At 33.8% G+C, this 26,432-nt stretch carries 25 protein-coding genes; 6 read left to right on the plus strand and 19 right to left on the minus strand.

From position 1 onward, the window contains the following. The first annotated feature begins 75 nt into the window (after positions 1–75). Together NWE55_RS16340 and NWE55_RS16345 are read left to right on the plus strand one after the other, a co-directional pair. A complete protein-coding gene (locus NWE55_RS16340; RefSeq protein ID WP_155092449.1) occupies positions 76–606 on the plus strand; it encodes a DUF7935 family protein in 531 nt (176 codons plus the stop codon). A gap of 35 nt (positions 607–641) precedes the next feature. Continuing rightward, entirely contained in the window at positions 642–1,460 is an 819-nt protein-coding gene (locus NWE55_RS16345) for a DUF4197 domain-containing protein (protein ID WP_155092448.1), read from the plus strand. A gap of 160 nt (positions 1,461–1,620) precedes the next feature. Here the strand turns inward: NWE55_RS16345 and NWE55_RS16350 are convergent, their stop codons facing one another. From NWE55_RS16350 to NWE55_RS16390, 9 genes are all read right to left on the minus strand, one after another. After that, positions 1,621–2,421: an ABC transporter substrate-binding protein gene (locus NWE55_RS16350; RefSeq protein WP_155092447.1), complete on the minus strand. Its 801-nt coding sequence runs from the start codon at positions 2,419–2,421 to the stop codon at positions 1,621–1,623. Then, positions 2,418–3,239, minus strand: coding sequence for an orotidine-5'-phosphate decarboxylase (pyrF, locus tag NWE55_RS16355; protein WP_155092446.1), 822 nt, complete (start codon positions 3,237–3,239; stop codon positions 2,418–2,420). The genes NWE55_RS16350 and pyrF overlap by 4 nt, the downstream gene beginning before the upstream one ends. A gap of 72 nt (positions 3,240–3,311) precedes the next feature. Continuing rightward, positions 3,312–4,385: a peptide chain release factor 1 gene (prfA, locus tag NWE55_RS16360; protein ID WP_155092445.1), complete on the minus strand. Its 1,074-nt coding sequence runs from the start codon at positions 4,383–4,385 to the stop codon at positions 3,312–3,314. Positions 4,386–4,481: 96 nt separating this feature from the next. Beyond that, positions 4,482–5,078, minus strand: a complete 597-nt coding sequence (locus NWE55_RS16365; protein ID WP_155092444.1) for a YceI family protein — start codon at positions 5,076–5,078, stop codon at positions 4,482–4,484. Positions 5,079–5,221: 143 nt separating this feature from the next. Further along, entirely contained in the window at positions 5,222–6,091 is an 870-nt protein-coding gene (locus NWE55_RS16370; RefSeq protein ID WP_258204425.1) for a PDZ domain-containing protein, read from the minus strand. Between the two features lie 23 nt (positions 6,092–6,114). Beyond that, on the minus strand, positions 6,115–6,423 hold the full coding sequence (locus NWE55_RS16375; RefSeq protein ID WP_258204426.1) for a hypothetical protein: 309 nt from the start codon (positions 6,421–6,423) through the stop codon (positions 6,115–6,117). A gap of 155 nt (positions 6,424–6,578) precedes the next feature. Further along, positions 6,579–8,051 carry an aminoacyl-histidine dipeptidase gene (locus NWE55_RS16380; protein WP_155092442.1) on the minus strand — a complete coding sequence of 491 codons (1,473 nt, stop codon included), beginning with the start codon at positions 8,049–8,051 and terminating at the stop codon, positions 6,579–6,581. 159 nt (positions 8,052–8,210) lie between these two features. Then, a complete protein-coding gene (locus NWE55_RS16385) occupies positions 8,211–9,704 on the minus strand; it encodes a S41 family peptidase (RefSeq protein WP_155092441.1) in 1,494 nt (497 codons plus the stop codon). A gap of 205 nt (positions 9,705–9,909) precedes the next feature. Continuing rightward, complete coding sequence (locus NWE55_RS16390) at positions 9,910–10,173, minus strand: (2Fe-2S) ferredoxin domain-containing protein (RefSeq protein WP_155092440.1); 264 nt, start codon at positions 10,171–10,173, stop codon at positions 9,910–9,912. A 68-nt stretch (positions 10,174–10,241) separates the two neighbouring features. On the opposite strand from NWE55_RS16390, the gene NWE55_RS16395 reads away from it, so the two are divergent. Continuing rightward, positions 10,242–11,351 (plus strand): DUF3810 domain-containing protein, encoded by a 1,110-nt coding sequence (locus NWE55_RS16395; RefSeq protein WP_155092439.1) that lies wholly within the window; start codon positions 10,242–10,244, stop codon positions 11,349–11,351. Between the two features lie 66 nt (positions 11,352–11,417). On the opposite strand, the gene NWE55_RS16400 is transcribed toward NWE55_RS16395, so the two are convergent. The 5 genes from NWE55_RS16400 to guaA form a co-directional block, all read right to left on the minus strand. Next, on the minus strand, positions 11,418–11,708 hold the full coding sequence (locus NWE55_RS16400; RefSeq protein WP_155092438.1) for a hypothetical protein: 291 nt from the start codon (positions 11,706–11,708) through the stop codon (positions 11,418–11,420). A gap of 404 nt (positions 11,709–12,112) precedes the next feature. Continuing rightward, positions 12,113–13,420: an NAD(P)/FAD-dependent oxidoreductase gene (locus NWE55_RS16405; RefSeq protein WP_155092437.1), complete on the minus strand. Its 1,308-nt coding sequence runs from the start codon at positions 13,418–13,420 to the stop codon at positions 12,113–12,115. 302 nt (positions 13,421–13,722) lie between these two features. Then, complete coding sequence (locus NWE55_RS16410) at positions 13,723–13,950, minus strand: DUF3820 family protein (RefSeq protein ID WP_155092436.1); 228 nt, start codon at positions 13,948–13,950, stop codon at positions 13,723–13,725. Beyond that, the gene (locus NWE55_RS16415; RefSeq protein ID WP_155092435.1) at positions 13,951–15,987 is read right to left on the minus strand and encodes a LysM peptidoglycan-binding domain-containing protein; all 2,037 of its coding nucleotides are present in this window, start codon (positions 15,985–15,987) and stop codon (positions 13,951–13,953) included. A gap of 72 nt (positions 15,988–16,059) precedes the next feature. Beyond that, complete coding sequence (gene guaA, locus NWE55_RS16420; protein WP_258204427.1) at positions 16,060–17,586, minus strand: glutamine-hydrolyzing GMP synthase; 1,527 nt, start codon at positions 17,584–17,586, stop codon at positions 16,060–16,062. Between the two features lie 249 nt (positions 17,587–17,835). Here guaA and gltS point away from each other — a divergent pair, with 249 nt between their 5' ends. After that, on the plus strand, positions 17,836–19,041 hold the full coding sequence (gene gltS, locus NWE55_RS16425) for a sodium/glutamate symporter (RefSeq protein WP_155092433.1): 1,206 nt from the start codon (positions 17,836–17,838) through the stop codon (positions 19,039–19,041). A 66-nt stretch (positions 19,042–19,107) separates the two neighbouring features. Here gltS and NWE55_RS16430 read toward each other — a convergent pair whose 3' ends face one another. Then, the gene (locus NWE55_RS16430; RefSeq protein WP_155092432.1) at positions 19,108–19,839 is read right to left on the minus strand and encodes an MBL fold metallo-hydrolase; all 732 of its coding nucleotides are present in this window, start codon (positions 19,837–19,839) and stop codon (positions 19,108–19,110) included. Between the two features lie 217 nt (positions 19,840–20,056). On the opposite strand from NWE55_RS16430, the gene NWE55_RS16435 reads away from it, so the two are divergent. Beyond that, positions 20,057–21,673 carry an IS1182 family transposase gene (locus tag NWE55_RS16435; RefSeq protein ID WP_258204053.1) on the plus strand — a complete coding sequence of 539 codons (1,617 nt, stop codon included), beginning with the start codon at positions 20,057–20,059 and terminating at the stop codon, positions 21,671–21,673. Positions 21,674–21,747: 74 nt separating this feature from the next. On the opposite strand, the gene ettA is transcribed toward NWE55_RS16435, so the two are convergent. Further along, positions 21,748–23,436 carry an energy-dependent translational throttle protein EttA gene (gene ettA, locus NWE55_RS16440; protein ID WP_155092431.1) on the minus strand — a complete coding sequence of 563 codons (1,689 nt, stop codon included), beginning with the start codon at positions 23,434–23,436 and terminating at the stop codon, positions 21,748–21,750. Between the two features lie 295 nt (positions 23,437–23,731). Between ettA and NWE55_RS16445 the strand changes: the two genes are divergently transcribed. Then, on the plus strand, positions 23,732–23,914 hold the full coding sequence (locus NWE55_RS16445; RefSeq protein WP_160339923.1) for a hypothetical protein: 183 nt from the start codon (positions 23,732–23,734) through the stop codon (positions 23,912–23,914). A 102-nt stretch (positions 23,915–24,016) separates the two neighbouring features. On the opposite strand, the gene NWE55_RS16450 is transcribed toward NWE55_RS16445, so the two are convergent. From NWE55_RS16450 to holA, 3 genes are all read right to left on the minus strand, one after another. Beyond that, positions 24,017–24,811 (minus strand): YoaK family protein, encoded by a 795-nt coding sequence (locus tag NWE55_RS16450; protein ID WP_155092429.1) that lies wholly within the window; start codon positions 24,809–24,811, stop codon positions 24,017–24,019. Between the two features lie 377 nt (positions 24,812–25,188). Next, complete coding sequence (locus NWE55_RS16455) at positions 25,189–25,377, minus strand: CAL67264 family membrane protein (protein WP_155092428.1); 189 nt, start codon at positions 25,375–25,377, stop codon at positions 25,189–25,191. An 11-nt stretch (positions 25,378–25,388) separates the two neighbouring features. Then, on the minus strand, positions 25,389–26,393 hold the full coding sequence (gene holA, locus NWE55_RS16460; protein WP_155092427.1) for a DNA polymerase III subunit delta: 1,005 nt from the start codon (positions 26,391–26,393) through the stop codon (positions 25,389–25,391). Positions 26,394–26,432: the final 39 nt, after the last annotated feature.

The raw sequence follows: 26,432 nt of genomic DNA on the forward strand, positions 1-26,432 counted from the left end.
TAACAAGTTTTTTGAATACATAAAAAAGTTTATGCCCAAGTATTATATTGTTTATTTTTGTAAAAATTTCGCATTATGAACTTAACTTTTTTACTTGAATTAATTAGTTACACTATTCCTGCTTTGGTTGTTGCCGCATTATCTTATGTTTATTTTGACGCCATTCTGAAAAGACAAAGTCAAAGAGATAAATACATCATCGATTCCCTACAAAACAACAAGACAATTGATACAATAGCTTTGCGATTACAAGCTTATGAGAGATTAACTATTTTTATTGAGAGAATTGATTTGCAAAAATTACTATTGAGAATACAATTGCAAACAGATGACAAAGCTTTGTATAGCTTAGCACTGATACAACACATTACACAAGAATACGAGTATAATATTTCACAACAAGTATATGTTTCTGAAGAACTGTGGACTTTGCTTACCCAACACAAAAATGCAATTGTCAGCTTGATACAGCGTTCTTCAAACCTACATAATATTGACAATCCATTGAATTTACAACATTTATTAATAAAGGAAAGTCAAACTATGGCTAACAGTACTTCTATTTGTTTAACCGCAATCAAAACAGAAGCTAAGCAATACTTATAAAAAATAAACACTATATAAAACATAAAAAATCTACTATGAAGAAAAACATCATTATCCTAAGCACTTTGGCACTTTTTTTAAGCTCTACCCTTACAGAGAATGCTTATGCCCAAAAAGTAACAGACATTATTGGCAATATCAGTCAAGATAAAGTAGCAAAAGGATTAAAAGAAGCTTTAGATAAAGGGATTGAACAACAAGTTAGTAAACTAACTGAAAAAGATGGTTTTTACAAAAACGAATTAGTAAAAATTTTACTACCTGAAGAAGTACAGAAAGTAGACCAAACGCTAAGAAAATTAGGTTTAGGTAACTTGGCTGACCAAGGATTAATGCTAATCAATCGCGCAGCAGAAGATGCCGTGAAAGAAGCTACACCCATATTTGTAGACGCTGTAAAGAACATTACTTTTAACGATGCAAAGAATATCCTTCTTGGAGGAAAAGGCTCTGCAACGAATTATCTAAAAGAAAGTACTACTAAAGCTTTATACTCAAAGTTTTCTCCTGTAATCGAAAAATCACTCTCAAGTGTAGGTGCTGATAAAGTATGGGAAAAGATCTTCTCTACTTATAACGAACTACCACTTGTCTCGCAAATCAATACCAACCTAACAGATTACGTTACAAATCAAACTATGGCTGGTGTGTTTACTATGATTGCTGTTGAAGAAGATAAAATCAGAGAGAATATAGGAGGTTCGAGATCAAATAAATTACTTCAAGATGTATTCTCAATTCAAGATAACACAACAAATACATCGAATAAAAACACTTCAGATAATTCCTCTAAGAATAAAAAAGATAAAGATCAAAAAAAGCAAAGTATTTTTGATAAAATCGGAATTTTTTAAACAAAACACACTCATAACATTATTATAACATTCATTTAACTGATTAAGTCCGATTTTTTTTAGACATTTGTATCATTATATGATTGATTTCATAAAGTTAGGGTTAGTTAATAAAAAACCGAGTAGAAATAGGCCTCTACTCGGTTTTTATTTTTTATTATCACGACAACCTTTCGTGTATTTGTTTGAAGTAATCAAATGCTTTATACAAATGTGTGCCATACCATGAGAACATTTCACCATCGACAAAGACAGTTTTTCCATGATGAGTAAACCTACCTATTTCAAAAGCATGTTCTTCTGTAAAAGGAAAAGGTTCTGATGACAAAAACACTACTTCGGGATCTCCTTGAATTCGTATCTTTTTTAATTCTATTTCAGGATACCTTTCTTCCCTATTCTCATATACATTCACAAACTTATTCAACTTTAATAACTCGTTTATAAACGTATCTCGTCCAGCAACCATAAAAGGCTCTCTCCAAATAAAATAAGCCGCCTTATAAGAATTCTTATCCTTTACAAAATCCATAAAATCCCTCTGAGCGAAATTTAATTTATCAATCCATTTTCTCGCCTCCGTTCTTTTATTAAATAGATTCCCAAAGTCTTCAATCATTTGGATATTATCGTCCAAAGTAACCACATCGGTTACCCATACAGGACAAATCCCCTTCAAGCTCTCAACTATTTCAAGTGTATTCTCTTCTTTATTTGCTATAATGATATCAGGCTGTAACAACTTTATTTTCTCAAGGTGTACTTTCTTCGTACCCCCTACTTTTGTCTTAGTAGCCTTTAGGTGATATGGATGTACACAAAACTTTGTAATACCAACTATTTCATCTTCTAAACCTAAGTCAAATAATGTTTCCGTTTGTGAAGGAACCAACGAAACAATGCGTTTTGGAAGTGTTTCAAAACGATGTTCCTGTCCAACCTGATCTTTCATTGCAATCATAACCTTTCTTTTAAAATATCACTCATTTCTCTTTGCAATAGCAACGCTTGTTCACGCGCTTTCTCTGCAAAATCTTCTTTATTAGATGCAAAGATAATCCCTCTTGAGGAATTTATTAACAAACCAACCTGATCATTTAACCCATATTGACACACATCTTGCAAACTTCCACCTTGTGCCCCCACTCCAGGTACTAATAAAAAGCTATGAGGTACTATATTTCTGATTTCTTTAAAATACTCCGCCTTTGTAGCTCCCACAACATACATCAGATTATCCGCATTGTTATAAGTCTGTGATTTCTCTATTACTTTTTGATAAAGTGGTTTACCTTCGATAAGTTGAGTTTGAAAATCAAAAGCACCTTCATTAGAAGTCAAAGCTAATAAAATAGTATGCTTATTCTCAAAAGTTAGAAATGGCTCAACAGAATCCTTACCCATATAAGGAGCTACTGTAACACTGTCAAACTCCATATCTTCAAAAAAGGCTTTTGCATACATAGTGGCAGTATTTCCAATGTCTCCCCTTTTCGCATCTGCAATAGTGTACAGCTCTGGGTAATTTTGATTAATATAATCGATTGTTTTCTTTAGTGATTCCCATCCTTTAATACCATACGCCTCATAGAAGGCAATATTAGGTTTATAGGCAACGGCAACATCGTGTGTTGCATCAATTATAGCTTTATTAAAGCTAAAGATAGGATCTTCCTCTTTCAACAAGAAAGAAGGAATTTTAGTCATATCTACATCTAAACCAATACATAAAAAAGAATTCTTCTTTTTTATTTGCTCAAGTAATTGTTGTGTTGTCATTATAAAAGTATAGTTTAAAAAAAACCACACTCTACAAAGGTAAGTGTGGTTTTGAAATATCATAAACTTAAATTAGAATACATCGCTTTCTTTCAGCTTTTCAGTATTGCTAACTAATTGTAGTTCATCAATGATTTTTTGAATGTTTCCGTTCATTACACCGTCAAGATCATAAAGTGTCAATCCAATTCTATGATCAGTCACACGACCTTGTGGGTAATTATAGGTGCGAATCTTAGCAGATCTATCTCCACTACTTACTTGAGAGTTACGCTTTTTAGCATCTTCCTCTTGTTTCTTCGCTAACTCCATTTCATATAAACGAGAACGCAATACAGATAAAGCTTTGTCCTTGTTCTTATGTTGTGATTTTTCATCCTGACATTGAGCAACCAAACCTGTTGGGATGTGCGTCATACGCACAGCTGATTTAGTTGTATTTACAGACTGTCCTCCAGGTCCTGATGAACAGAATAAATCAATACGGACATCATTCATGTCAATTTGAACATCAAATTCTTCTGCTTCTGGCAGTACCATAACAGTTGCTGCAGATGTATGAACACGTCCTTGAGTCTCTGTTTGAGGAACACGCTGAACTCGGTGTACACCTGCTTCAAATTTTAAGGTTCCATAAACATCTTCTCCTGTTACCTCAAAAATCACCTCTTTGTATCCTCCTGAAGTTCCTTCGTTTACATCAACTACAGATGTTCTCCACCCTCTTGATTCACAATATTTAGTGTACATTCTAAATAAATCTCCTGCAAAGATACTCGCTTCATCACCTCCCGTACCTGCTCTCACCTCAACCATTACGTTCTTAGCATCCTCAGGATCTTTAGGTATCAATAAAAACTTAATCTCCTCTTCTAATTCAGGTAATCTTTCTTTTGCCTCTTCCAGTTGCATTTTTGCCATATCAACCATCTCCGCATCACTTCCGTCTGCAATGATCTCATTAGCTTCATCAATATTTCCTTTCAGAGTTAAATACTCAGCTCGTTTTTCCACAAGCTGTTTTAAATCTTTATATTCCTTATTTAGTTGCACGTAACGTTTTTGATCAGCAATTACATCTGGTTGAATAATCAAATCAGAAACCTCATCAAAACGTTGCTTTATAATTTGTAATCTATCTATCATATCTTTAAAATACAGATAATTAATTTGGAATGCAAAGTTAAAAAAAAAGAGGGATAATTCACTATCCCTCTCGCTTTTTACCAAATATATGTAAAATTATTTTTTAATCTCTATAGAAAGCTCAACATCAGACCATGTCTTACCTTCATGTAGATCTTTACATGCTTCATGTAAACTGTCAAATGCTGTATTTGCAGAGAAATCAGCTAAAATATCAATAGCTCCGTTTAGTTTCAACACACCATCTTTCTCCTCATAAGAGAATTCTTTCTCTTTGCTGATACCGTTCATTGTAATATTTACAACAACCTTACCATCTTTAAACTCTCCAAAATAACCATTGATATTTCCAAGCATTTTTGCAAAGAACTCCATTTTCAACTTCTCATCTCTACCTGCGTCATTAGTAAAAACAGACGATGTTACAACTACGAATTTTGCATCGCTTAATCCCTCTGTAACAGTAGCAGCACTTGCGTTTGCATCAATTAACTTAATGTCTTTGAACTGCCCTTTTACTCCAACTTTACCTGGTGTTTTAAATGCTGTCCATTCTAATCCATACGTATAGTTAGCTTCAGCTACTTGTTCTGTTTTAGCATTATCTTGAACGTCTTTTGTGTCTTGTTTTTTCTCTCCACATGAAGTAGCAAAAGCTGCTACTAATGCTATAGCAAGAAGTGATTTTTTCATTTTAACTGAGTTTTAATTTTTATAACGTCTAAAATACTAAAATCAGTACATTTAATTCTTAATTAAACATTAATTTTTTCTATTAGACAAAATTTATAAAGGAATAGAGCTAAAAAACTCACCTTTATCTATTGTAAAGGCTATTAAAGTATTCTTGTCAAAGAAAGCTTAACTGTCTTTACTTTTCCATTTGAATCGATGTATTTAACCTTCACCTTTGTGTTCTCTTTTCTCAATATCTTTTCGTAATCCGAAAAATCATTCGAAGTAAAACCATCAATGGCTAATATTATATCCCCTTCTCTTAACCCCTTTTTATAGGCATCAGTAGTCTCTATAATACTGGCAATCATAATTTGACTTCTATCGCTACTATATTTAAAAGAGATTGGGTTTATCAATGGCTTAAACTCCTTACTAAACAACTGATTTGGCTTGATGTAAATCACCTTAGAATTATAGTCGAGAATCAAGTCAAACCTGTGGATAATCTCACTCCCCATTATACCGACGATTCCCTCTGCAGCACTTACACCTGCTTCATCTGACGATAAGGAAATTGCCATATCGCTTTTTTCTATTTTATAATCTCCTAATTGGATATTCTTAATTATTCCTTTCTCGTAAAATGTCTTATTACTAAGATTGTTACCTGTATAAGTAATCTTCTGTTCTAACTTGTCATACAGCTGATGTTGTTCTTTATAAGGTCTATTCACGATAAGTGTCACTCCTGCCCCACTGTCAAATAGAATATCACCTTCAAATTTATCTCCATTTGAAAGTTCGAAAACAATGGGTAGTTTAGGTATATTCCCACCGTAAAATTCAATAGGTAATTTCTGATAAGCGCTATAGTCTAAAGCGGTACCAAATTCATATAAACTCATCGTCTGCGTACCAAAGTCAATTTTAGTTAGATACCTATCTAAAATAGTAGCCCCAATAATTCCGTCAAATTTCTTTTCATACAGTGCTGTTAACCTCGAAAGATCATCAAGAACAATAGACACATTATCTATAGCGACATTGTTACCTAACTGTAACTGATACCCCTTCCCTTCATCATATCATAACTTTTCTTTCCTCCAGCTCCACTTACATTAATACTACTATTAATTTCAAATCCCCTTTCGCGAGCAACAGTTGAATCTACCATGGCAATTCCCGCACCTGTATCAAAGAAAAACAACAAACTATCAATTTGATTGTCAAAGGGCAATTTTAAAAATATAGAAGTGTCGTCTTTGGATAATATAAACGGCAATTTAACTTCTTGTCCAATCGAGTTTACAACACTTAACAGGACAAACACCCCAAATAATTTTCCCAAAATATTTTTCATACCTAATCATAACTTTAAAGCGCAAAGATAAGTAACCTATTGGCATTTTTAACAAAAATAAATATAGATAACCAAGATATTACGTTAATTTACCTATAAAACAAAAAAAGGAACTTCATAAATGAAGTTCCTTTTTATATAACTATTCTGCTATATTATTTCTTTTCAGGAATTTTAGTTAGAATCTCTAAAACAAATTTCCAATATTTCTGTACTGAAGAAATACTCGCTCTTTCTACAGGAGAGTGAGCTCCTCTAATTGTAGGACCAAAAGAGATCATGTCCATTTCCGGGTAATGAGTTCCCAAGATACCACATTCTAATCCTGCGTGACACGCTACAACATCTGGCTTACTTCCATTTTGTTTCTCATAAATATCCACCATGATGTCAAGTATTTCAGAATCTGGATTAGGGCTCCATCCTGGGTAAGACCCAGAAAACTCTACCTCACATCCCATTAACTCAAATGCAGCTCTTAAGCTATTAGCAACATCTAATTTCGAAGACTCTACAGAAGATCTCGTCAAGCATTTAACTACTAATTTCCCATCTGCTAAATCTACTTTTGCAATATTATTTGAAGCCTCTACTAAACCTTCAAAATCAGGACTCATTCTATAAACACCATTATGAGCAGTATACATAGAACGCACAAAGAAATACTGCGCCATAGAAGGCATCACTTTCTTAGGCATATCCTCTGCTGATAACTTCTCGAACTCAACTGTAAAATCAGGATCTACTGTGTGAAGTTCTGCTTTGATCTCATCTACTACAAGGTTCATATCATATACAAAAGCCTCATCGTAAACCCCTGCTATAATAACATCTGCAACACTTTCACGAGGAATAGCATTTCGCAAACTTCCTCCTTTTATCTTCGAAATCTGCAGTCCGAAATTGTCAAAAGAATCGAACAACAAACGGTTCATAATCTTATTCGCATTACCAAGTCCTTTGTGAATATCCATACCTGAATGTCCACCTTTCAGACCTTTAACTGTGATGCGATATCCTACAGACCCTTCCGGCGTATCTTCTTCATCATATTCTGCTGAAGCTGTTACATCTACACCACCAGCACATCCGATATCAATTTCATCATCTTCTTCTGTATCAAGATTCAAAAGAATCTCTCCTTCTAACAAACCTCCTTTTAAACCTTTTGCACCAGTCATTCCAGTCTCCTCATCTATCGTAAATAAAGCTTCAATAGCAGGATGAGGAATATCTGTACTCTCTAAAATTGCCATAATAGTTGCTACTCCCAAACCATTATCAGCTCCTAAAGTAGTTCCTTTTGCACGTACCCAATCTTCATCTATATACATTTCAATACCTTGAGTATCGAAATCAAAAACAGTATCGTTATTTTTTTGGTGAACCATATCCAAATGCGATTGCATCACAATTGTCTTTCTATTCTCCATACCTGCAGTTGCAGGTTTTTTGATGATCACATTTCCTACCTCATCTTTGATAGTAGGTAATCCTAAACTTTTACCAAAGTTCATCATAAACTCAATCACTCTTTCTTCTTTCTTAGAAGGACGAGGTACTGCATTAAGATCAGCAAACTTATTCCAAAGTTGTTTTGGTTCTAAATTTCTTACTTCTTGACTCATATTATTAGTTGTTCTTATTCAAATTATATTTCTTCAAATTTAGGGATTTCTAAATTAATATATAGTATACATCTAATACTTTAATATTCCTTAAACAGGAAAGAACTCAAAAATAGTATTAAAAACAAAAGCTCACTATACAGCGAACTTTTATTTTTATTATTTCTTTACACTTCCTATCAATTCACTTTCCTTTTGAATTAACTTCAAAACGAATTTCAATTCTGGATCTTCCATTTCTAACAATCCTTCGTAAAACTGATCTTCCGTTATCTGATAATCAGGAATAACACCTCTACAACCTTTACTTTTCTCAATTTTATCATTGAAGAAAACTTCTGAACGCGGCAAATCAACTATTGTTTGGGTATTGGGCAACTTATAGTTGATAAACCAAGAAGCAGTTGTAAAATTACTACAAGTTCGCGTTTCTTGCCCCACTATCACTCCCCTGTCATTTTCCTTAAACAAAGATGCAAAATAAGTAGCAGCAGAAACAGTATTATTATCTATCAATAGATACACTTTACCATCAAAGGCCTTTCTATCTCGAGGGTAGTTCTCCACGTAAGATTCATCTAACCTATTATTTCCATAATAGTAATCCTCCCCTTCTACTTCATCATAACGTTGATACATGAAGTTATCCATGTTCTTGATATCCATTTCAGAAAATTGACGACCATTGCTATCCACTAAATTCTCTCTTACTTTGATATCGAGAACCTTAGTTGCATAGCGGTATGTATTCTTAAACATTTTATCCTTAGATATAAAAGAGTAATACAGCGGAATATTACTGAGTAAACCACCTCCATTACCTCGTATATCAATAATTAAATTCTTGACACCTTTGGATTGTAATTGCTCAAAGAAAGTACTCAATTTATGATAGGCATACTCCTCAGAAAAACCAAATGTTTTAATCGTCAATACATAAGTTTCACTATTAATCTCTTGACCAAATATTCCGTATGAATAGCTAATGAGATCAATGGGAAATATCGATTTCTGTGAATTATAATAACTCCTTGCGTAGTTAACTGAATTTACAGTAATCTCCTTTAACTCATCATCCTCCAGATTTTCTCTATATTCAATCCTATATTCCTCTATCCCATTGTACATTAATGAAACATAAAGCGAAAAGTCTTTGGCATTTACCACATCGATTAATCCATCAGAGCTTATTCTAATATTGTCCAATAATTCTTTTGCTGACTTGCCATTTACCTTTTCGATAATTGCTCCGGCAGGAATATACTTGTTAAACTGATTAACAAATACCTTCTCATTAAAAACAACTGTGCTAAAAGGGAAAAAAGTAGCCGTTTTCGAAAAATCTTCAAACACCATTAAGTCAGTACTTAACCCAGAATGAGCATCTTTTATCAACGGTAAAGGGTTTGACAGTAAAAATTTAGAATAACTTGCGTCTTTCTCTAACTCACTTCTCAACTTTTTAACTGAAGAATTAAAATCTTGTTCACTTATAAAACGATAGGGATTGGGGTGTTGTTGTTTTATAACATCAACTAACACATCAAAATCTTTAAGATAATCTTCTTTAGTTAATTCTTCGTATTTCTTTTGACCATAAACTAAAAACTGAGTCAATAAACACGAAGTTAATAACAAATATTTCTTTATCATGAAAACAACTTCCTTTTTGATTGCTCCTGCAATACTTATTTTATCATAACGATTACAAATCCTGAATATTTTAAAGCATAGCAGAAGTAATAAACAAATATAAAAATATATATTCTCTTTTTAGCGAATACCCCGACAATTCAATCAACAAAAAAAGCAAGCTTAAAATCTAAGCTCGCCTTCTATTAACGATGAAAAAGAAAATTTAAATCTCAATATATTTTTCAAATATTTTCTTGGCCTTTTTCTTACAGACCTCTTTTTTGTACTTATCATGAGCCGATAGATACACAACAGGAGCTTTTTTACACATCCCCTGACACTTCATCTTACAGATAGAATATCCTCCTTCTAACCCTTTCTCCTCAATTAACTCTTTGAAACAACTTTTCGTTTCCTCATTATACCTACAACATTTTTTTCCTTCACAAATAAAGATTGTATTCTCTCCTTTCTTAACTTTACTCATCTAACTACAGATTTATAGAACAAATATATTTATTTTTATTTATTCTAAATTATAATATATCAAATAATATGAAAAAATTAAGTTTTTGGGTGCTCTTGTATATCATCAGTAAAATTGTGTTTTACTTTTTCACTCAAAATACAGCAGTTGTCGAGAAATACTATTCTGAAGGTTTTTACTTATCCTACAGCAAGCTGTTGAATAAAATGACATCTGCAATCCCCTTTTCTATCGGAGATCTACTTTATTTTGTTTTAGGCATCTACTTATTACTTAAAATCATTAAAACAATTAAAGCGAACACGAGTATAAGAAATAAAGCTTACTTATTTATTCTTTTGGCAACTAAGTGCTATGTGATTTTCTACCTCGCTTTCAATCTAATGTGGGGGTTAAATAATTACCGTATCCCCCTACAAAATCAACTCGATATTGCAATTACCTATACAGAAGAAGACCTTATCAAACTAAGCCATAAGATCATCAACACAGTAAATGCACAACAGTTGCAAATAACAAAAGACAGTACTGTTGCAGTAATTAACAACCAAGACATCAAAGAAATATATGAAAACTCTAAATACGGATTGGAAAAAGTAGCTATAGATACAAAGTTGTTTGATTTCTATGATACGAGTATCAATTCTTCACTATACAGCATTCCATTGACATACGCTGGTTTTGGTGGATATATAAATCCTTTCACTATTGAAGCTCAAGTAAACAACAAAATACCAAAGCTTACCATGATTGTAACCGCATCACACGAAATCTCACACCAAATGGGCTACGCAAGAGAATCTGATGCAAACTTTATTGGATTTCTCGCTACTTCCAAGCAAGACGAGCTAATCTACCAATATGCCGCAAATATCTTTGCTTTGAGATTTTGTTTAAGTGAACTACATAAAACAAACAGTGCATCTTTCGAATCAATAGTACAGAGAATATCCTCTGGTGTACTTGTCAATGTAAATGAGAATACGGTATTTTGGCAACAACACAAAAACTTTACAGACGAAATTTTCAAAAACTTCTATCATCTATTCTTAAAAGCAAATAATCAAAAAGAAGGGCTGCGTTCGTACAGTAAATTTCTTGCACTATTAATAAACTACGATAAAAAAACACCCCTTTATAAAACTGATAATTCAGAAGTAAAATCAACTTCCTTATAGACATCTATTCTTATGACTACAATGAAGCATCGCACTGAATCGACAATCTAAATGTAAGATAGTCCCTTATACTATACACAATGCAATATTACAAGTCTTATAGTCAACCAAAATCTTCAATCCGCTACAAGCAGTTGTATTTCGGATACTAACACCATAGATTATACCTAAAAATCGCATGGCAAAACAAGCACTTAATACCACTATATAGCTATTCGACGATATATAAACTTGTCTGCTACCGAAGGATATTTTCAATAAAACTTCATTCATCCCTGTTGACGATACAACTTTCGCATTAAATGTAAATCCACTGAACACAAAATAAAACAGTGGTTTGTTAGGTCTTTCTTGCACCTTTCTTGCAGTTTTACTGCCCGCAAGGGGTGTTTTAGCAAGGACACCCCCAGCAAACCGCAAGGATACCTCAAGAAAGTGCGACCAAAATAGTACTGATTCCTAATTGACTATGATCTAAAGAAGAAACACTTGATGTAGGACTAACTTTATCTTTGAGCTTTAGCAGTACTTGAAATAGACATTAAATTACAGCTTGTTACTTTGCTACTTCAATTGATACTATCAATTGACTACTTCGCATCTCTATCCATATCAAAACACTGTTATTCCATTGACATCAACTTTTAATAGCTATATCCGACTTCGCAAAACTGCTAATAAGAAAATAATTGAGTGTAGTAAGCAAGATTATGTGCACAAAAAAAGGATACCTATTGTTTAGATATCCTTATTTATATTATTTACTTAGCTAAATTATTGTCAAAACTCTCTGAATTTTTCTTCTTATAAGGTCTGACAATTAACCTCGCTTGTCTATCGAACATTAAATAGTTATACAACCAGTTCCAGAATACAACCAATTTATTTCTAAATCCAATCAATGACATCAAGTGAACAAACATCCACACGAACCAAGCAAAAAACCCGTTAAAGTGAAATTTAGGTAAATCTACAACAGCTTTATTTCTACCTATTGTAGCCATAGACCCTTTATCATTATACACAAATGGCTTTAGCGGTTTCTTCTCTTTCAAGCGCTCTAAGTTCTTTGCTAACAAATCACCCTGTTGTATAGCAGGTTGAGCCATCATCGGATGCCCCATTGGTGTTTTTTCTGTCATCATTGTAGCGACATCACCGATTGCAAATACATCCGTAAAACCTTCTACTTGATTAAACTCATTAACCTTGATACGATTACCTCTTTGGATAACTGTAGCATCAAATCCTTCTACAGGTGCTCCCATTACCCCAGCTGTCCAAATAACTGTTTCTGCTTGAAATTCTTTACCAGATTTAGTCTTGACAGTCTTTCCATCATAGCCGACAACTATCTCATTCAGCCAAACATTCACTCCTAACTTATCTAAAAATTTCTCAGCAGCTTTAGAAGATTTATCTGACATAGCATCCAAAACTTTTCCTGCCCCTTGAATAACGTTAATAGTCATTTTTCTAAAATCTAAATCAGGATAATCTTTAGGCAAGACGTGTTTCTTCATCTCTGCTAATGCACCAGCTAACTCTACACCTGTAGGTCCAGCCCCAACAATAACAAAATTCATTAATGCTTTTTGCTCATTAATATCGTTTGTCAATAAAGCAGATTCAAAATTCTCCAACACTAAACTGCGAATATTCAATGATTGAGGAATCGTTTTCATCGCCATACTATTGTTCTTGATCTCCTCATTTCCAAAGAAGTTAGTTTTAGAACCTGTAGCAATTACAACATAGTCATAAAATATTGTTCCTATATCCGCAATCACTTTCTTATTAACTGTATCAATGCGTTCTACTTCAGCTAATCGGAAATAAATTTCATCTAACTTCTGTACCACTTTTCGTATTGGATAAGCAATAGATCCTGACTCAAGACCTCCTGTTGCTACTTGATACAATAGCGGTTGAAAAGTATGATAATTGTGCTTGTCTAATAAGACTACTTGAAAATTCTTATTTTTCAATTTTTTAGCGAGCGAAAGTCCTCCAAAACCACCACCAATAATAACCACACGTGGTTGGCTTGAAGTAGGAATATTCATCATAATCAATCGATTTTTACAGTGCAAATTTACAATTAATTCTTGTCTTTTTTAGTTTATAAAGCTTTCAAACATATTACTCGTGCTATCATAAAATAACAACTAAGTAGTTTTTTAAGTCGTTTTTTAGCAATTTGACAAATCAAACAAGTGTAACTAAATAATTAATCTAAAAAAGCAAAAAACACCTTATTATTACTAATTATTTAAAAAAAATCAATCCTTTTTAAAACTAAAATAAGACTATCACAGCAATTATTTGACAGTCTTGATAGTATAAAAAAAACTACTTAAAAAGTAGTTCTTTATTTTTTATAGTTACTGCGGATATTTTTTAATAACATCTCCAGACCATTGAGCTTTAACTCGTAAATCAATGCCATTTGCTCTCCTAACTTTCCTTTCGGAAACCCCTTATTGTGATACCACACAATATAATATTCAGGTAAATCGATTAAATACTTCCCTTCATATTTACCAAAGGGCATTTTAGCATGAGCAAGTTCAACTAAGTACTTTTGATTGTCGAGCATTTATTGCAATTGTTTAACTGTTAAGTCTTCTGTATACTGCAACAAATAAACTCCCGTATTGCGGATTCCTCCTTCTGGATTTTTACTATATTCAAACTTATTCTCGTTTACATGCGTTTTATACTTGAATGTGCTTTTGAATCCACCTTTTTGGAATGATCTCATAATCACATCGTACATGACATCATACCCTCTTGTCGCAAATCTACTTGGCAGTACATTATACTTTTCTTTATAGAGATTCTGAAAATTAGATTCCTCTAACGAATTGTTACTATCGCGAGTAACAGAAGGATAAGTATATTTTAAATCTATTAGACTCTGGATATCAATTTCACTATTCTCAAACACTTCACCTTTGTCAAGGGTAGCAATCTGAATATTAAAATCTTTTACTCGTCTTTTCAATTTATTCACCAACAAACTTGCTGATTCAATACTTCCAGAATCTAAAACAAACACATTGTTCTTACCTGACACTAAAGTCTTGTCAATATCATTCAATGCACTTGTATTAATCGTTTTTACATGACTGTAATACTTAGTCATAAATTCTTTGGTAGAAGTGCGTTTTGGGTCAACAATAACAGTTAGTTTCACATCTGGCTGTTTGATGAAATAATCCAACAATTCTTTTTTCAATACATCTGCATAAGGCATTGTTTGAATTAACTGATCAGAAGCAATTAACTTTTCATTCGATAGAGGCGAAACTACGACAATATCCTTATTAGGTAAATTCTGAACGGTTTGCTCTACATTAGTCTGAAAGAAAGGCCCAATAATTACATCTGTATTAGCAAAGCTTTTTGCTTTAATTAAATCAAGTATTGCAGATGAGTTCTTACTCTCATTTGAATCATACACATTTACAGTTAAAGGCAATCCTAAATCCTCTATTTTTTCAATAGCCAACTTAGCACCTAAATAAAAGTCTAACGTCATATTCAAGAAATTATCAGACGACAATTTCCCCTCTACACTCTCACCTAATCGACTTATGTTAAAAGGCAATAACAAAGCAATCTCTTTACTTTGTTTAACATAGAGTGATTCTTCAAGATTTGCAAACTCTCCAGCAAAGACAACATCCTCCTTACCTTCTTCTTCCACATCTTGAACAATACCTGCTACATTTGGCACCTTTAGCTCCATACCTACCTGCAACCCAGAACTCAATAATTCTTTATTCAATTCTACAAGCTCTGTAATAGATAAGTCGTATTCGCGAGAAATACTGTATAGCGTTTGCTTTGGTTTAACTTTTATCGTTATATACTCTGGCACTTCACCTCCTTGTGGCGCGATAGGTGTTACCTCAATTACCTCATCTTTAAATCCAAATGCAGGTACTTTGATCTTCTGACCACTTTTTAAGCCATCTTTTAACTCTGGATTCAGCTCCATTAAGCGTTGAATTGTCGTATTGTATAAAACAGCTAAACCATATAAGGTAGACTGTGGTTCAACATCGATGTATTTGTAATAAATATTAGAGATATCTTTAATCGTATCAGCAGAAGATGACATCAACTTACCGTTGTAATTAGGGGTTGACTTATCTCTACCTGTTACATCTTTTGCACGAGCAATCTGTCTTTGACGACCAACCACAATAATACTTTCAGCTTTCAGTCCCTCCTGTTTTAGAGTTGGATTCCACTGATAAAGTTGATCTACGGTCACTTTATACATTTTGCTAATACCGTACAATGTCTCTTTAGGTTGAACATAATGCGTTTTATCTTCATAATCTTGCGTTGATTTTGAAGTTGAATTAGCAATAAGTTTTGACGACTGATTATCGTTATTTAAAAATTCTTTGGTTGGGATAAGTATAAAACCTCCTTCTTTGATACCATTCTTTGCATCGGGATTATAAGTTAAAATATCCTTTACAGAAATACTGTATTCTCTGGCTATTTTACTTACAGTATCACCTTTTACAACTCTATATTGCACAAATGAACTGTCTTGTGCACTCATAGTAAATGATATCATAAATGCTGCTAATGCAGCGATAAAGTTCTTTCTCATCTTGCAATTTTTTTTAAAATAAACGAAAAGTCGCTGTACCAAAGTTACAGCGACTTATTGATATAATCTAAATTATTCCCATTCAATTGTTGCAGGTGGTTTTGAGCTTATATCATATACAACTCTATTAACCCCTTTAACTTTATTGATAATTTTATTTGAAATCTCCATTAAAAACTCATAAGGCAAATGTACCCAATCAGCTGTCATACCATCTGTAGAAGCAACAGCTCTAAGAGCTACCACTTTTTCATAAGTACGTTCATCTCCCATCACTCCTACACTATTAACAGGTAAAAGAATAGCTCCTGCTTGCCATACTTTGTCATATAACCCATGCTCTTTTAGTCCATTGATAAAGATAGCATCTACTTCTTGCAATAAACGAACTTTTTCTTGCGTTATATCTCCCAAAATACGAATCGCTAATCCAGGACCTGGGAAAGGGTGTCTTCCTAATAATTCAGGATCAATACCTAATGAAGCTCCTACTCTGCGAACCTCATCTTTAAACAACATTCTAAGAGGCTCCACAATCTTTAATTTCATAAAGTCAGGTAACCCTCCTACGTTGTGATGTGATTTAATTGTAGCAGAAGGTCCTTTCACAGAGATAGACTCAATTACGTCTGGATAAATTGTCCCTTGACCTAAGAAAGTAGCATCTTCTATCAACTTAGCTTCATCATCAAATACCTCGATAAATACACGACCGATTGCTTTTCGCTTTTGCTCTGGATCATCTAATCCTGCTAATGCATCCATAAACCTATCTGTAGCATCTACTCCTTTTACGTTCAAGCCCATTCCGTTGTATTGGTTTAATACATTTTGGAACTCGTTTTTACGCAATAGTCCATTATTTACGAAGATACAGTATAAGTTCTCTCCGATAGCTTTGTTCAATAATACAGCAGCTACAGTAGAGTCTACACCTCCTGACAATGCCAAAACTACCTTTTCGCTACCTACTTTATTTCTTAAGTCTTCAATTGTTTCTTCAACAAAAGCACTTGGTGTAAAGTCTTGCTTAACTCCTGCGATATCAACTAAGAAATTTTTAAGTAACTGAGCTCCATCTGTAGAGTGGTATACTTCAGGATGAAACTGTATAGCATAAGTATCCTCTCCTTCAATTTTATAAGCAGCATTTTTTACATCTTTAGTGCTTGCTAATAAAACTGCATTGGTAGGTAATACTTTAATTGTATCACTATGACTCATCCACACCTGGCTATTCTGAGGAATATCCTTCAAGAAACTATCATTTGCTATAAAGTCCAAGTTCGCTCTTCCATATTCTCGGGTATCTGAAGGTGCTACTTCACCACCAAAGAAATGAGCTAAATACTGTGCTCCATAACAAACAGCTAATAAAGGCATTTTTCCTTTAATATTTGACAAATCTGAATGTAACGCTTCTTCTGAGCGTACAGAGAAAGGACTACCAGATAAAATAACAGCTTTATATTCTGTTAAATCTGCTGGTAAATCATTATAAGGTAAGATTTCGCAGAAAATATTTAATTCTCGAACTCTTCGCGCAATTAACTGAGTATATTGCGATCCAAAATCTAAAATAAGTACATTGTGTTGCATGCGCAAAAATAGTTATTTAACACGTATCACAAAAACTTTCATTACTTTTTTTATATAGACTTCTACTCACTCATATTCCACCAAACAAAACTCTCATCTATTACCAATTTGTAACTATAGATACTAAACTTTTAGCAACTATGTAAAATACACCTATTATTTCTTTGATTAGAAACTTGTTTATTTATATTTGTGGAGCAGTCTTTGATATAAACATAGTCTGTATCCACAATAATAAATTACTTTTTTATGGAATTTGGTATATACGAAACCTTAATGCTTGCCTGTCTTGTTTTACTTTTAGGCCGTTTTATCGTACACAGAATAAACTTTTTTACTAAATATAATATTCCAGAGCCTGTAGTAGGGGGATTTTTAATTGCTTTAATTAGCTGGGCGATCTTTGCTATTTTCAAGATAGAATTTACTTACCACAAAGAGCTTCAAGAATCTATGATGTACGTGTTCTTTGCTACAATTGGTTTAAATGCTGACTTTGCAAAATTAATCAAAGGAGGTAAAGCCTTAATCGTCTTCTTAGTTGTAGCTGCTGTTTTTATTATTTTTCAAAATGGTTTAGGAACAGCCTTAGCCACATTACTTGGTTTAGATCCTCGATTCGGGTTGATAGCTGGCTCTATTACACTTACAGGTGGTCATGGAACGGCAATTGGCTGGGCAAAAGATTTTATGGCAAGTGGCAAACCATTGTTAGGTGCTGAAGAAATTGGAATGGCATGTGCTACTTTTGGTTTAATTTTCGGAGGAACTATTGGAGGTCCATTAGCTTACAGATTATTAAAGAAAAACAATAAAGAGGAACTAAGTCCTGAGGAAATTAGACACAGAGAAGACACACACGAAATGACGGACAAGGCCTTTCCTACTGAGAAAGTTACCTATAGATCAGTAATGTTAACCGTAACTCTTATCGCTGTTTGTTTAGTTCTTGGAAATGCACTTTCTGACTGGAATGCTCAATACAGCTTTAAGCTACCTACATTCGTTTGGTGTTTGTTTATTGGCGTGATTATTCGCAACCTTTTAGCACACATGTTTAAATTAGAGATAAACAATGAACCTGTTGATATATTAGGTAACGTAGGCCTTTCTATTTTCCTTGCATGTGCATTGATGTCGCTAAAGCTTTGGTTAATTATCGATTTAGCATTACCTATTTTATTTATCCTATTAGTCCAAGTGACAATGATGTGGTTATTTGCTTACTACATCACCTACAGAGTCATGGGAAAAGATTACGACGCCATTGTATTAAGTGCTGGTCATTGTGGTTTTGGACTTGGAGCAACTGCAACTGCTGTTGCAAACATCCAAGCCGTAACGAATCGATTTGGACCTTCCTATAAGGCTTTCTTAATTATACCTATGGTAGGAGCTTTCTTTATTGATATATTGAACGCGTTAATTTTAAATGTATTCATCACATTCTTATAAGAAGAAATAGTATAAAAATAAAGGCGACTGATTGAAATCAGTCGCCTTTATTCTTTTTGTTAATTGCTATTCAAACTTTTCGATAAGCCTACTTAATTTTCCTTCAATATCTTCTTCCACCATACCGCCGTGAAAACATATAATACGCTCTGGATTTAATTCTTTCAATTTTCTAACAGAAGCTAAAGCTGCTGGTAAATCAAGTGTGAATTGTGGGTTTGCAATATTAAACTCACCGTCTTCAACTACTATTGCATCAGACGCAATTAATGTACGTGTTTCAATATCAAAGAACGAAAGATGCCCTTTAGTATGTCCAGGAGTTGCTATTACCTGTAGCGTATCCTTAAAAAACTGCCCATCTACTAAGGTACTCGTCACCTCAAATCGCTTTACTGCTTCTAATTCAACAATAAAGTTATTTACCCATTGTTTCATTTCTTCTGGAATGTGATTCAAGCTCTCTCTAACTTGTACTAAACGCTCAGCATCAACCCTTCCTGAAACAGAATCTGCTTCTTCCACACTGCTTATCACTTCTAAATCGATATATTCTTTCTTAAAACAGTGAAGTCCTTCCAAATGGTCTATATCATCATGCGAAATAATGATCCCCTTTAAATCCGCTATCATTAACCCCAAGTTTCTCAACTCTTGTTTGAACTCTGAAAAATTATACGTAAATCCACAGTCTATCAGATAAGAAGTACCATCCGAAAACCCAACTACTACAGGGTTAAAAATAGCCGGTTCTCCCTCGGCTGACTTGGCATTGATATGCAATACATCTATATTCATTAGTATTCTATTTTTATGTTAACGCAGATAAATAAACTGCATCCTTATAAATCCCTATTGCAAGTACACGTTTAAAAATCGCTTTTGCTAAAAAAAGAGGCTGTCTAAAAAGCCTAAAAAACAAAACCCCGTCTAAAAAAGGCGGGGTTTTTTCATTGTTTGTCCTCAAAAATAATTATCTTCAAGGTGCAACCAAACAATAAGAAAGACAAATATAATGTTCAAATCTGAAAGTTTAAAATCGCCGAGTCTATTTCCTGAAGATATTTTTTCTAAAATTCCTCTAGACCATCCTGTTCGTCTTATCAATGCTGTTGTTGATGAGTTAGATATTAGTTCTATTTTAAGTCAATACAAAGGAGGAGGGACCACCAGTTATCATCCCCGTATGATGATAAAAGTCTTATTCTACGCCTATTTCAATAATATTTATTCATCGCGTAAGATTGAACGGGCTTTGACGGAGAACATTTATTTTATGTGGTTATCTGGTAATAGCTTGCCTGATCATCGCACGATTAATTATTTTCGCGCTAAGCGATTGAAAGGTCAAATCCATCAGCTTTTTGCAGATGTGGTTCGTCTGTTACAAGAATTACAATATGTTAGTTTACAAGTTCAATATATTGATGGAACAAAAATTGAATCTAGCTCTAACCGATACACCTTTGTATGGCGTGGTTCAGTGGAGAAAAACAAGGCTAAATTAGAAACAAAAATTCAAGATGTTCTCACAGAAATAGAGGGTCAAATCAAACAGGATCAAAGTGAACTCGCAAAAGAACACTGTTCCAAAAATATTGATAGTTTAGAGCTTAAAGAAAAAGTGACTCAGTTAAATAAACATAGGGCAGACCTACCCAAACCTACAGCTAAACAGCTCAAACAGTTAGAAGACGAGCATTTACCTCGCTTGCAAAAATACGAACAACAACTAGAAACTTTAGGTACTCGAAATAGTTATAGTAAAACAGATCCAGATGCTACTTTTATGCGAATGAAAGAAGATCACATGAAAAACGGGCAACTTAAACCTGCCTACAATACTCAAATAAGTACTGAAAATCAATTTATTACACATTATACTATTGCACAAAAATCAACTGACACCACTACCTTAATCAATCATCTAGAGACTTTTGAACAAACCTATGCACAACAAAGTAAAGAAGTTGTAGCAGATGCTGGGTATGGTAGCGAAGAGAATTATCTGTATTTACTTGAAAGAGAAATAACGCCCTATGTGAAATTTAATTATTTTCATATGGAACAGAAAAGAGCTTGGAAGAACAACCCTTTTCTACAACACAATCTTTACTACAATAAATTGTTTGATTACATCTTATGTCCAAATGGAGAAAAGCTACCTAATATTGGAAGTAGTACTAAATACACCACCACTGGTTTTGCGTCAAAAATACATCTGTATCAAGCTTCTAACTGCTTGAAATGCTCGTTAAAAGAGCTATGTAATAAAGCAGCAGAAAACAGAACAGTCTCTATGAATCATAGATTGGTTCAAATAAAACAACATATTAGAGAATTACTCAACTCTGAACGCGGTAAATATCATAGAAGTAAAAGACCTGTAGAAGTAGAAGCTGTTTTTGGACAACTAAAAAGCAACAACAAATTTACTAGGTTTACTCTAAGAGGATTAGAAATGGTCGAAATTGAATTTGGACTGATGGCTCTTGCACATAATTTAAGAAAACTTACTAAGAATAGAGAAAAATCGACTTTAAACAACAATTTTCATCCTAAAAAAGAGACTGATAAACGAAAAATGACAAATTATAAGTCTAAAACTCGTTTTAATTGCAAGAACTTTTAATCTAAGAGAAAAGTAACGTTTTATATAATACAAAAGAGGGTGACCTTTTGGGACACCCTCTTTAACTATTTTGATTAGCGAACTAATTTTTTATACTTCAGACGCGTTGGAGCAACATCTCCTAAGCGCTTCTTGCGATTCTCTTCGTAGTCAGAGAAAGACCCTTCAAAGAAGTACACTTGAGAATCTCCTTCAAAAGCTAAGATATGCGTACAAATACGGTCTAAGAACCAACGGTCGTGGGAAATAACCACAGCACATCCTGCGAAATTCTCCAAACCTTCCTCCAAAGCACGCAATGTATTAACATCTAAATCATTCGTAGGCTCATCCAGCAACAGTACATTCCCTTCTTCTTTTAACGTCATAGCTAAGTGAAGACGGTTGCGCTCCCCTCCTGATAAAGTAGCTACCTTTTTATTCTGATCAGAACCACCAAAGTTAAATCTACTCAAATAAGCACGAGAGTTTACTTGACGCCCTCCCATCATGATCAACTCTTGACCATCACAGAAGTTCTCCCAAATAGATTTCTCTGGGTCTATATTAGAGTGAGATTGGTCTACATAAGCAATTTTAACCGTATCTCCGATAGCAAACGTACCAGCATCTGGCTGTTGCTCTCCCATGATCATACGGAAGATAGTAGACTTACCAGCACCATTTGGCCCGATAATACCAACAATACCTGCTTGAGGTAAAGTAAAGTTAAGATTATCATATAATAACTTATCGCCAAAAGCTTTAGCTACACCTTTTGCTTCGATTACATTTGTTCCTAAACGAGGTCCATTAGGTATGTAAATCTCTAATTTCTCTTCAAGTTCTTTTTGATCTTCGTTTAACAACTTATCGTAGTTCTGTAACCTTGCTTTTTGTTTTGTCTGACGACCTTTAGCCCCCTGACGTACCCAATCAAGCTCACGCTCTAAGTTCTTACGGCGTTTCGAAGCCACTTTTTCCTCTTGTTCTAAACGCTTTGCTTTTTGATCTAACCAAGATGAATAGTTTCCTTTCCATGGAATACCTTCTCCTCTATCTAATTCAAGAATCCAACCAGCTACATTGTCTAAGAAATAACGGTCGTGGGTTACAGCGATTACTGTACCTGCATATTGTTGTAAGTGTTGCTCTAACCAATGCACTGACTCTGCATCTAAGTGGTTGGTTGGCTCATCTAACAACAACACATCTGGATTCTGTAACAATAAACGACATAGAGCTACTCTACGACGCTCTCCTCCCGAAAGAATATTAATAGGCGTATCAGGCTCAGGTGTACGCAAAGCGTCCATCGCAATAGCCAGTTTAGTATCTAACTCCCATCCTCCTACAGCATCAATCTTATCTTGTAGCTCGGCCTGTCTATCCATCAGTTTCTGCATCTTATCAGCATCTTCATACACTTCTGGAAGACCAAACATATCATTAATCTTGTTGAACTCATCTAAGATAGCCACAGTCTCAGCTGCACCTTCTCTCACGATTTCAATCACAGTCTTTGTTTCATCTAACTGCGGCTCTTGCTCTAAATACCCTACGGTATACCCAGGTGCGAAAACCACATCTCCCTGATAGTTCTTATCTACTCCAGCAATAATCTTTAACAAGGAAGATTTACCTGAACCATTAAGACCTAAAATACCAATTTTAGCCCCGTAGAAAAAGCTTAAATAAATATCTTTTAATACAGTCTTGTTTGTCGATGAGTAAGTTTTACTCACCTTCGACATCGAAAAAATTACCTTTTTATCGTCTGACATAAAGTAAAATATATTGAATTTATTGATTACTAAGCTATAAACACTCTATAGCGAATGAGCCAAAAATAGCATTAATTAAGGAGATTAAGAAACTTTTTTTACCCGAACCAAAGTGTCCAAATCTCACTTCGCTACAATTAAGATTATTTAGCATTGACAAAAAGCAACTCCAAAACACATAATCACTTCATTATGAGTTGTTTTTAACAAAAATTTAAAACAAAACACAAGTTAAACCTCTTGTTTCGCCACTTTTTTATCACTATATTGTATACATAATTTAAAACTCACAATTATGTCTGAACATTTACTTTTTGCAAAAAGTGAACCGTGTGAAAACAATCACGAAAATCACTACTATGACCCATCAATTGATGCTTATGTGTGCTCTACATGTAGCGCTATTTCACCAGCTAATTCTATTTATGATTTAGAAGATAAATCAGACGATGAATACGAATTACACATTGGAATCTAAGGTCATCAGAATCTTGTAATTAATTTTTATGTGAGTAAAATTAATTACAAGATTTTTTTTTATCCTTTTCTTAGCGATTTACAGAAGGCCAAAAAACAAGTGTTATCGCCTTCTCCTTAAAATACGGTGAAGCCTGTGATCTTTCATCACAGCTCGTTTACTCCAATCCACAAGATGCCTTCCTTCTTCTAATACCAATATCATCTTTACCATAAGAAAATCGTACACTGTAGTCAGTAAAATTACTCCCATCCCAATATACAAAGTACGCAGATGTAAATACTGAAAACAATAGGCTGCAATAATCCCCCCTAATCCGAAAGAAAAGACAATTGCAACCTTTAAACCGATATGAGAAAACAATACACGTCGTACGGCTGTATTCTTACTATAGAAAATCAATCTTGCTGTTTCAATTCCTAAATCAGTTACTATTCCAGTGATATGTGTAGTTCTCACTACTGCCTTAGAAATAAATGTCACCAGTGAATTCTGAAGTCCCATGGCAAATAATAGTACATAAGCAATCTTCATAGGGTATTGAGAAAGAATATCTCCTTCGAGATAAGCAACTCCTCCTAACAGAATTGCCTCAAGAATCAAAGGAACAGTGAAGTATACTTTGTTCCACAACAACTTTTGTACTTGAAGAATTACGTGAGAAATAAATGAACCTAAAAAGAATGATACCAACAACAAAACAGACTTCAAAATAGCTGTTCTATTAAAAGACAAGAACTCTTGCGCAAAATTAGATAAATAGCCTGTCACGTTGGTTGTCATTAACTTTAATGCCAAAAATCCACAAACGTTAACAATTCCTCCTACAAAAGACAATAATACCGCTAAACGCAGATTTTGGCCAAAACTTCTCCCTTTCCCCCTATGTGATAACATGATCTTATAAATTACTCTTTCTCAGAATTATAATATAACAAAATTAAAGAGAATTACAAATATATAGGCTATTGGAAGGGATTTATATTAACTATTGTAGAATACACATCAAAATACACTCCGCAGCACTATACCTCATAGAATTTGAAAAGCCAACACAACATTGAACATCTATGATTTGCAATAAAGAATGGATTTTCTGTAAAATGGAAAGAGACTGGAAATCTAATGTAGCAATGATTAAGAAACAGACAGTCAGGAAAATAGTAAAGGAAACAAAAAATACTGACTATTAATCAGTATTTCTGTATAACCTTACTCGTAATTGTATGATAATAAAGAAGGGAAGCAATTGCTTCCCTTCTTTATTATCAAACTTATACTCTTCCTTTCAGTGCATTAAACACCCATGCAATAGCAAGGAATCCAATACCCACGGCAGTAAATCCCCATCCCGCAATTTCAGAATACTTAAATGCGCCTAAACAAATTAAAAGGGCTCCCATCGCGATCATGATCAAGGTAGCATAACCCAATATTTTGTTCTTGTCTAATTTATATGCCATAATTTCTATATTTAATTAAATATTTTAACCAACATTTCTTTAAGTAAATCTCCCTGAGATAAAGCATTTGCTCCAACTCCTTTACTTTTTAAATCAATATCCTTCAAGTGCCCAATCATTCCACTTACTCTTTTCATTGGATAAATCCTAAACCCTGCCTCATAATCCTTTATCGCATATTGACTCACCTTTAGTTGCTTCATAACATTAGAAGGAGATTTATCCTTTAGTCCATGATACAGTAAAAGTTTAGAAAAATAAGCATAAACTAACCCCATAGTTAAAACAATTGGATTGTTTTTAGGGTTCTGAGCAAAGTAATCAGCTATTTTATAAGCTTTAACTTGATTTCTCTCCACGATTGCTTTGATGAGTTCAAAGTTATTAAAGTCTTTACTTATTCCTATATTCTTCTCTACAATATCATCAGTAATTGTACTGCCTTTTGGAAGAATTAAGGCAAGTTTATTAAGTTCATTTGAGATTTTAGAGAGATCTGTACCTAAGAACTCAACCAACATTGTAGATGCTTTAGGCTCGATAGCATATCCTTTTGCAGTAAGTGCTTTCTTTATCCATCCCTCGATTTGATATTCCTTTAGTTTTTTACTATCAAATAAAACACCTGAGTTCTCAAGCGCTTTGTATACTTTCTTTCTCTTGTCTAAGGTTTTATACTTGTAACAAAAGACCAATACAGTTGAAGGCTGCAAGTTAACAGCATAACTTTCTAACTGGTCAATTGTTCGAGCCAAGTCTTGTGCTTCTTTTACAATCACAACCTGTCTTTCTGCCATTAAAGGAAAGCGTTTAGCATTGGAAATTATCTCTTGTATAGAAACATCTCTACCATACAAAACCATTTGATTAAACCCCTTCTCATCTTCAGTCAATACATTATCTTCAATATAGTCTGCAATAACGTCTATATAAAAAGGCTCTTCCCCCATTAAAAAATAAATAGGAGCAATGTTTTTATTCTTAATATTCTTTATTATCTCGTTAACTTCATCCAAAATACTATGGTCGCTTTTTTAATTGTACAATAGCTAAAG

The sequence above is a fragment of the Myroides albus genome (assembly GCF_024722315.1).
Classification (GTDB): domain Bacteria; phylum Bacteroidota; class Bacteroidia; order Flavobacteriales; family Flavobacteriaceae; genus Flavobacterium; species Flavobacterium album_A.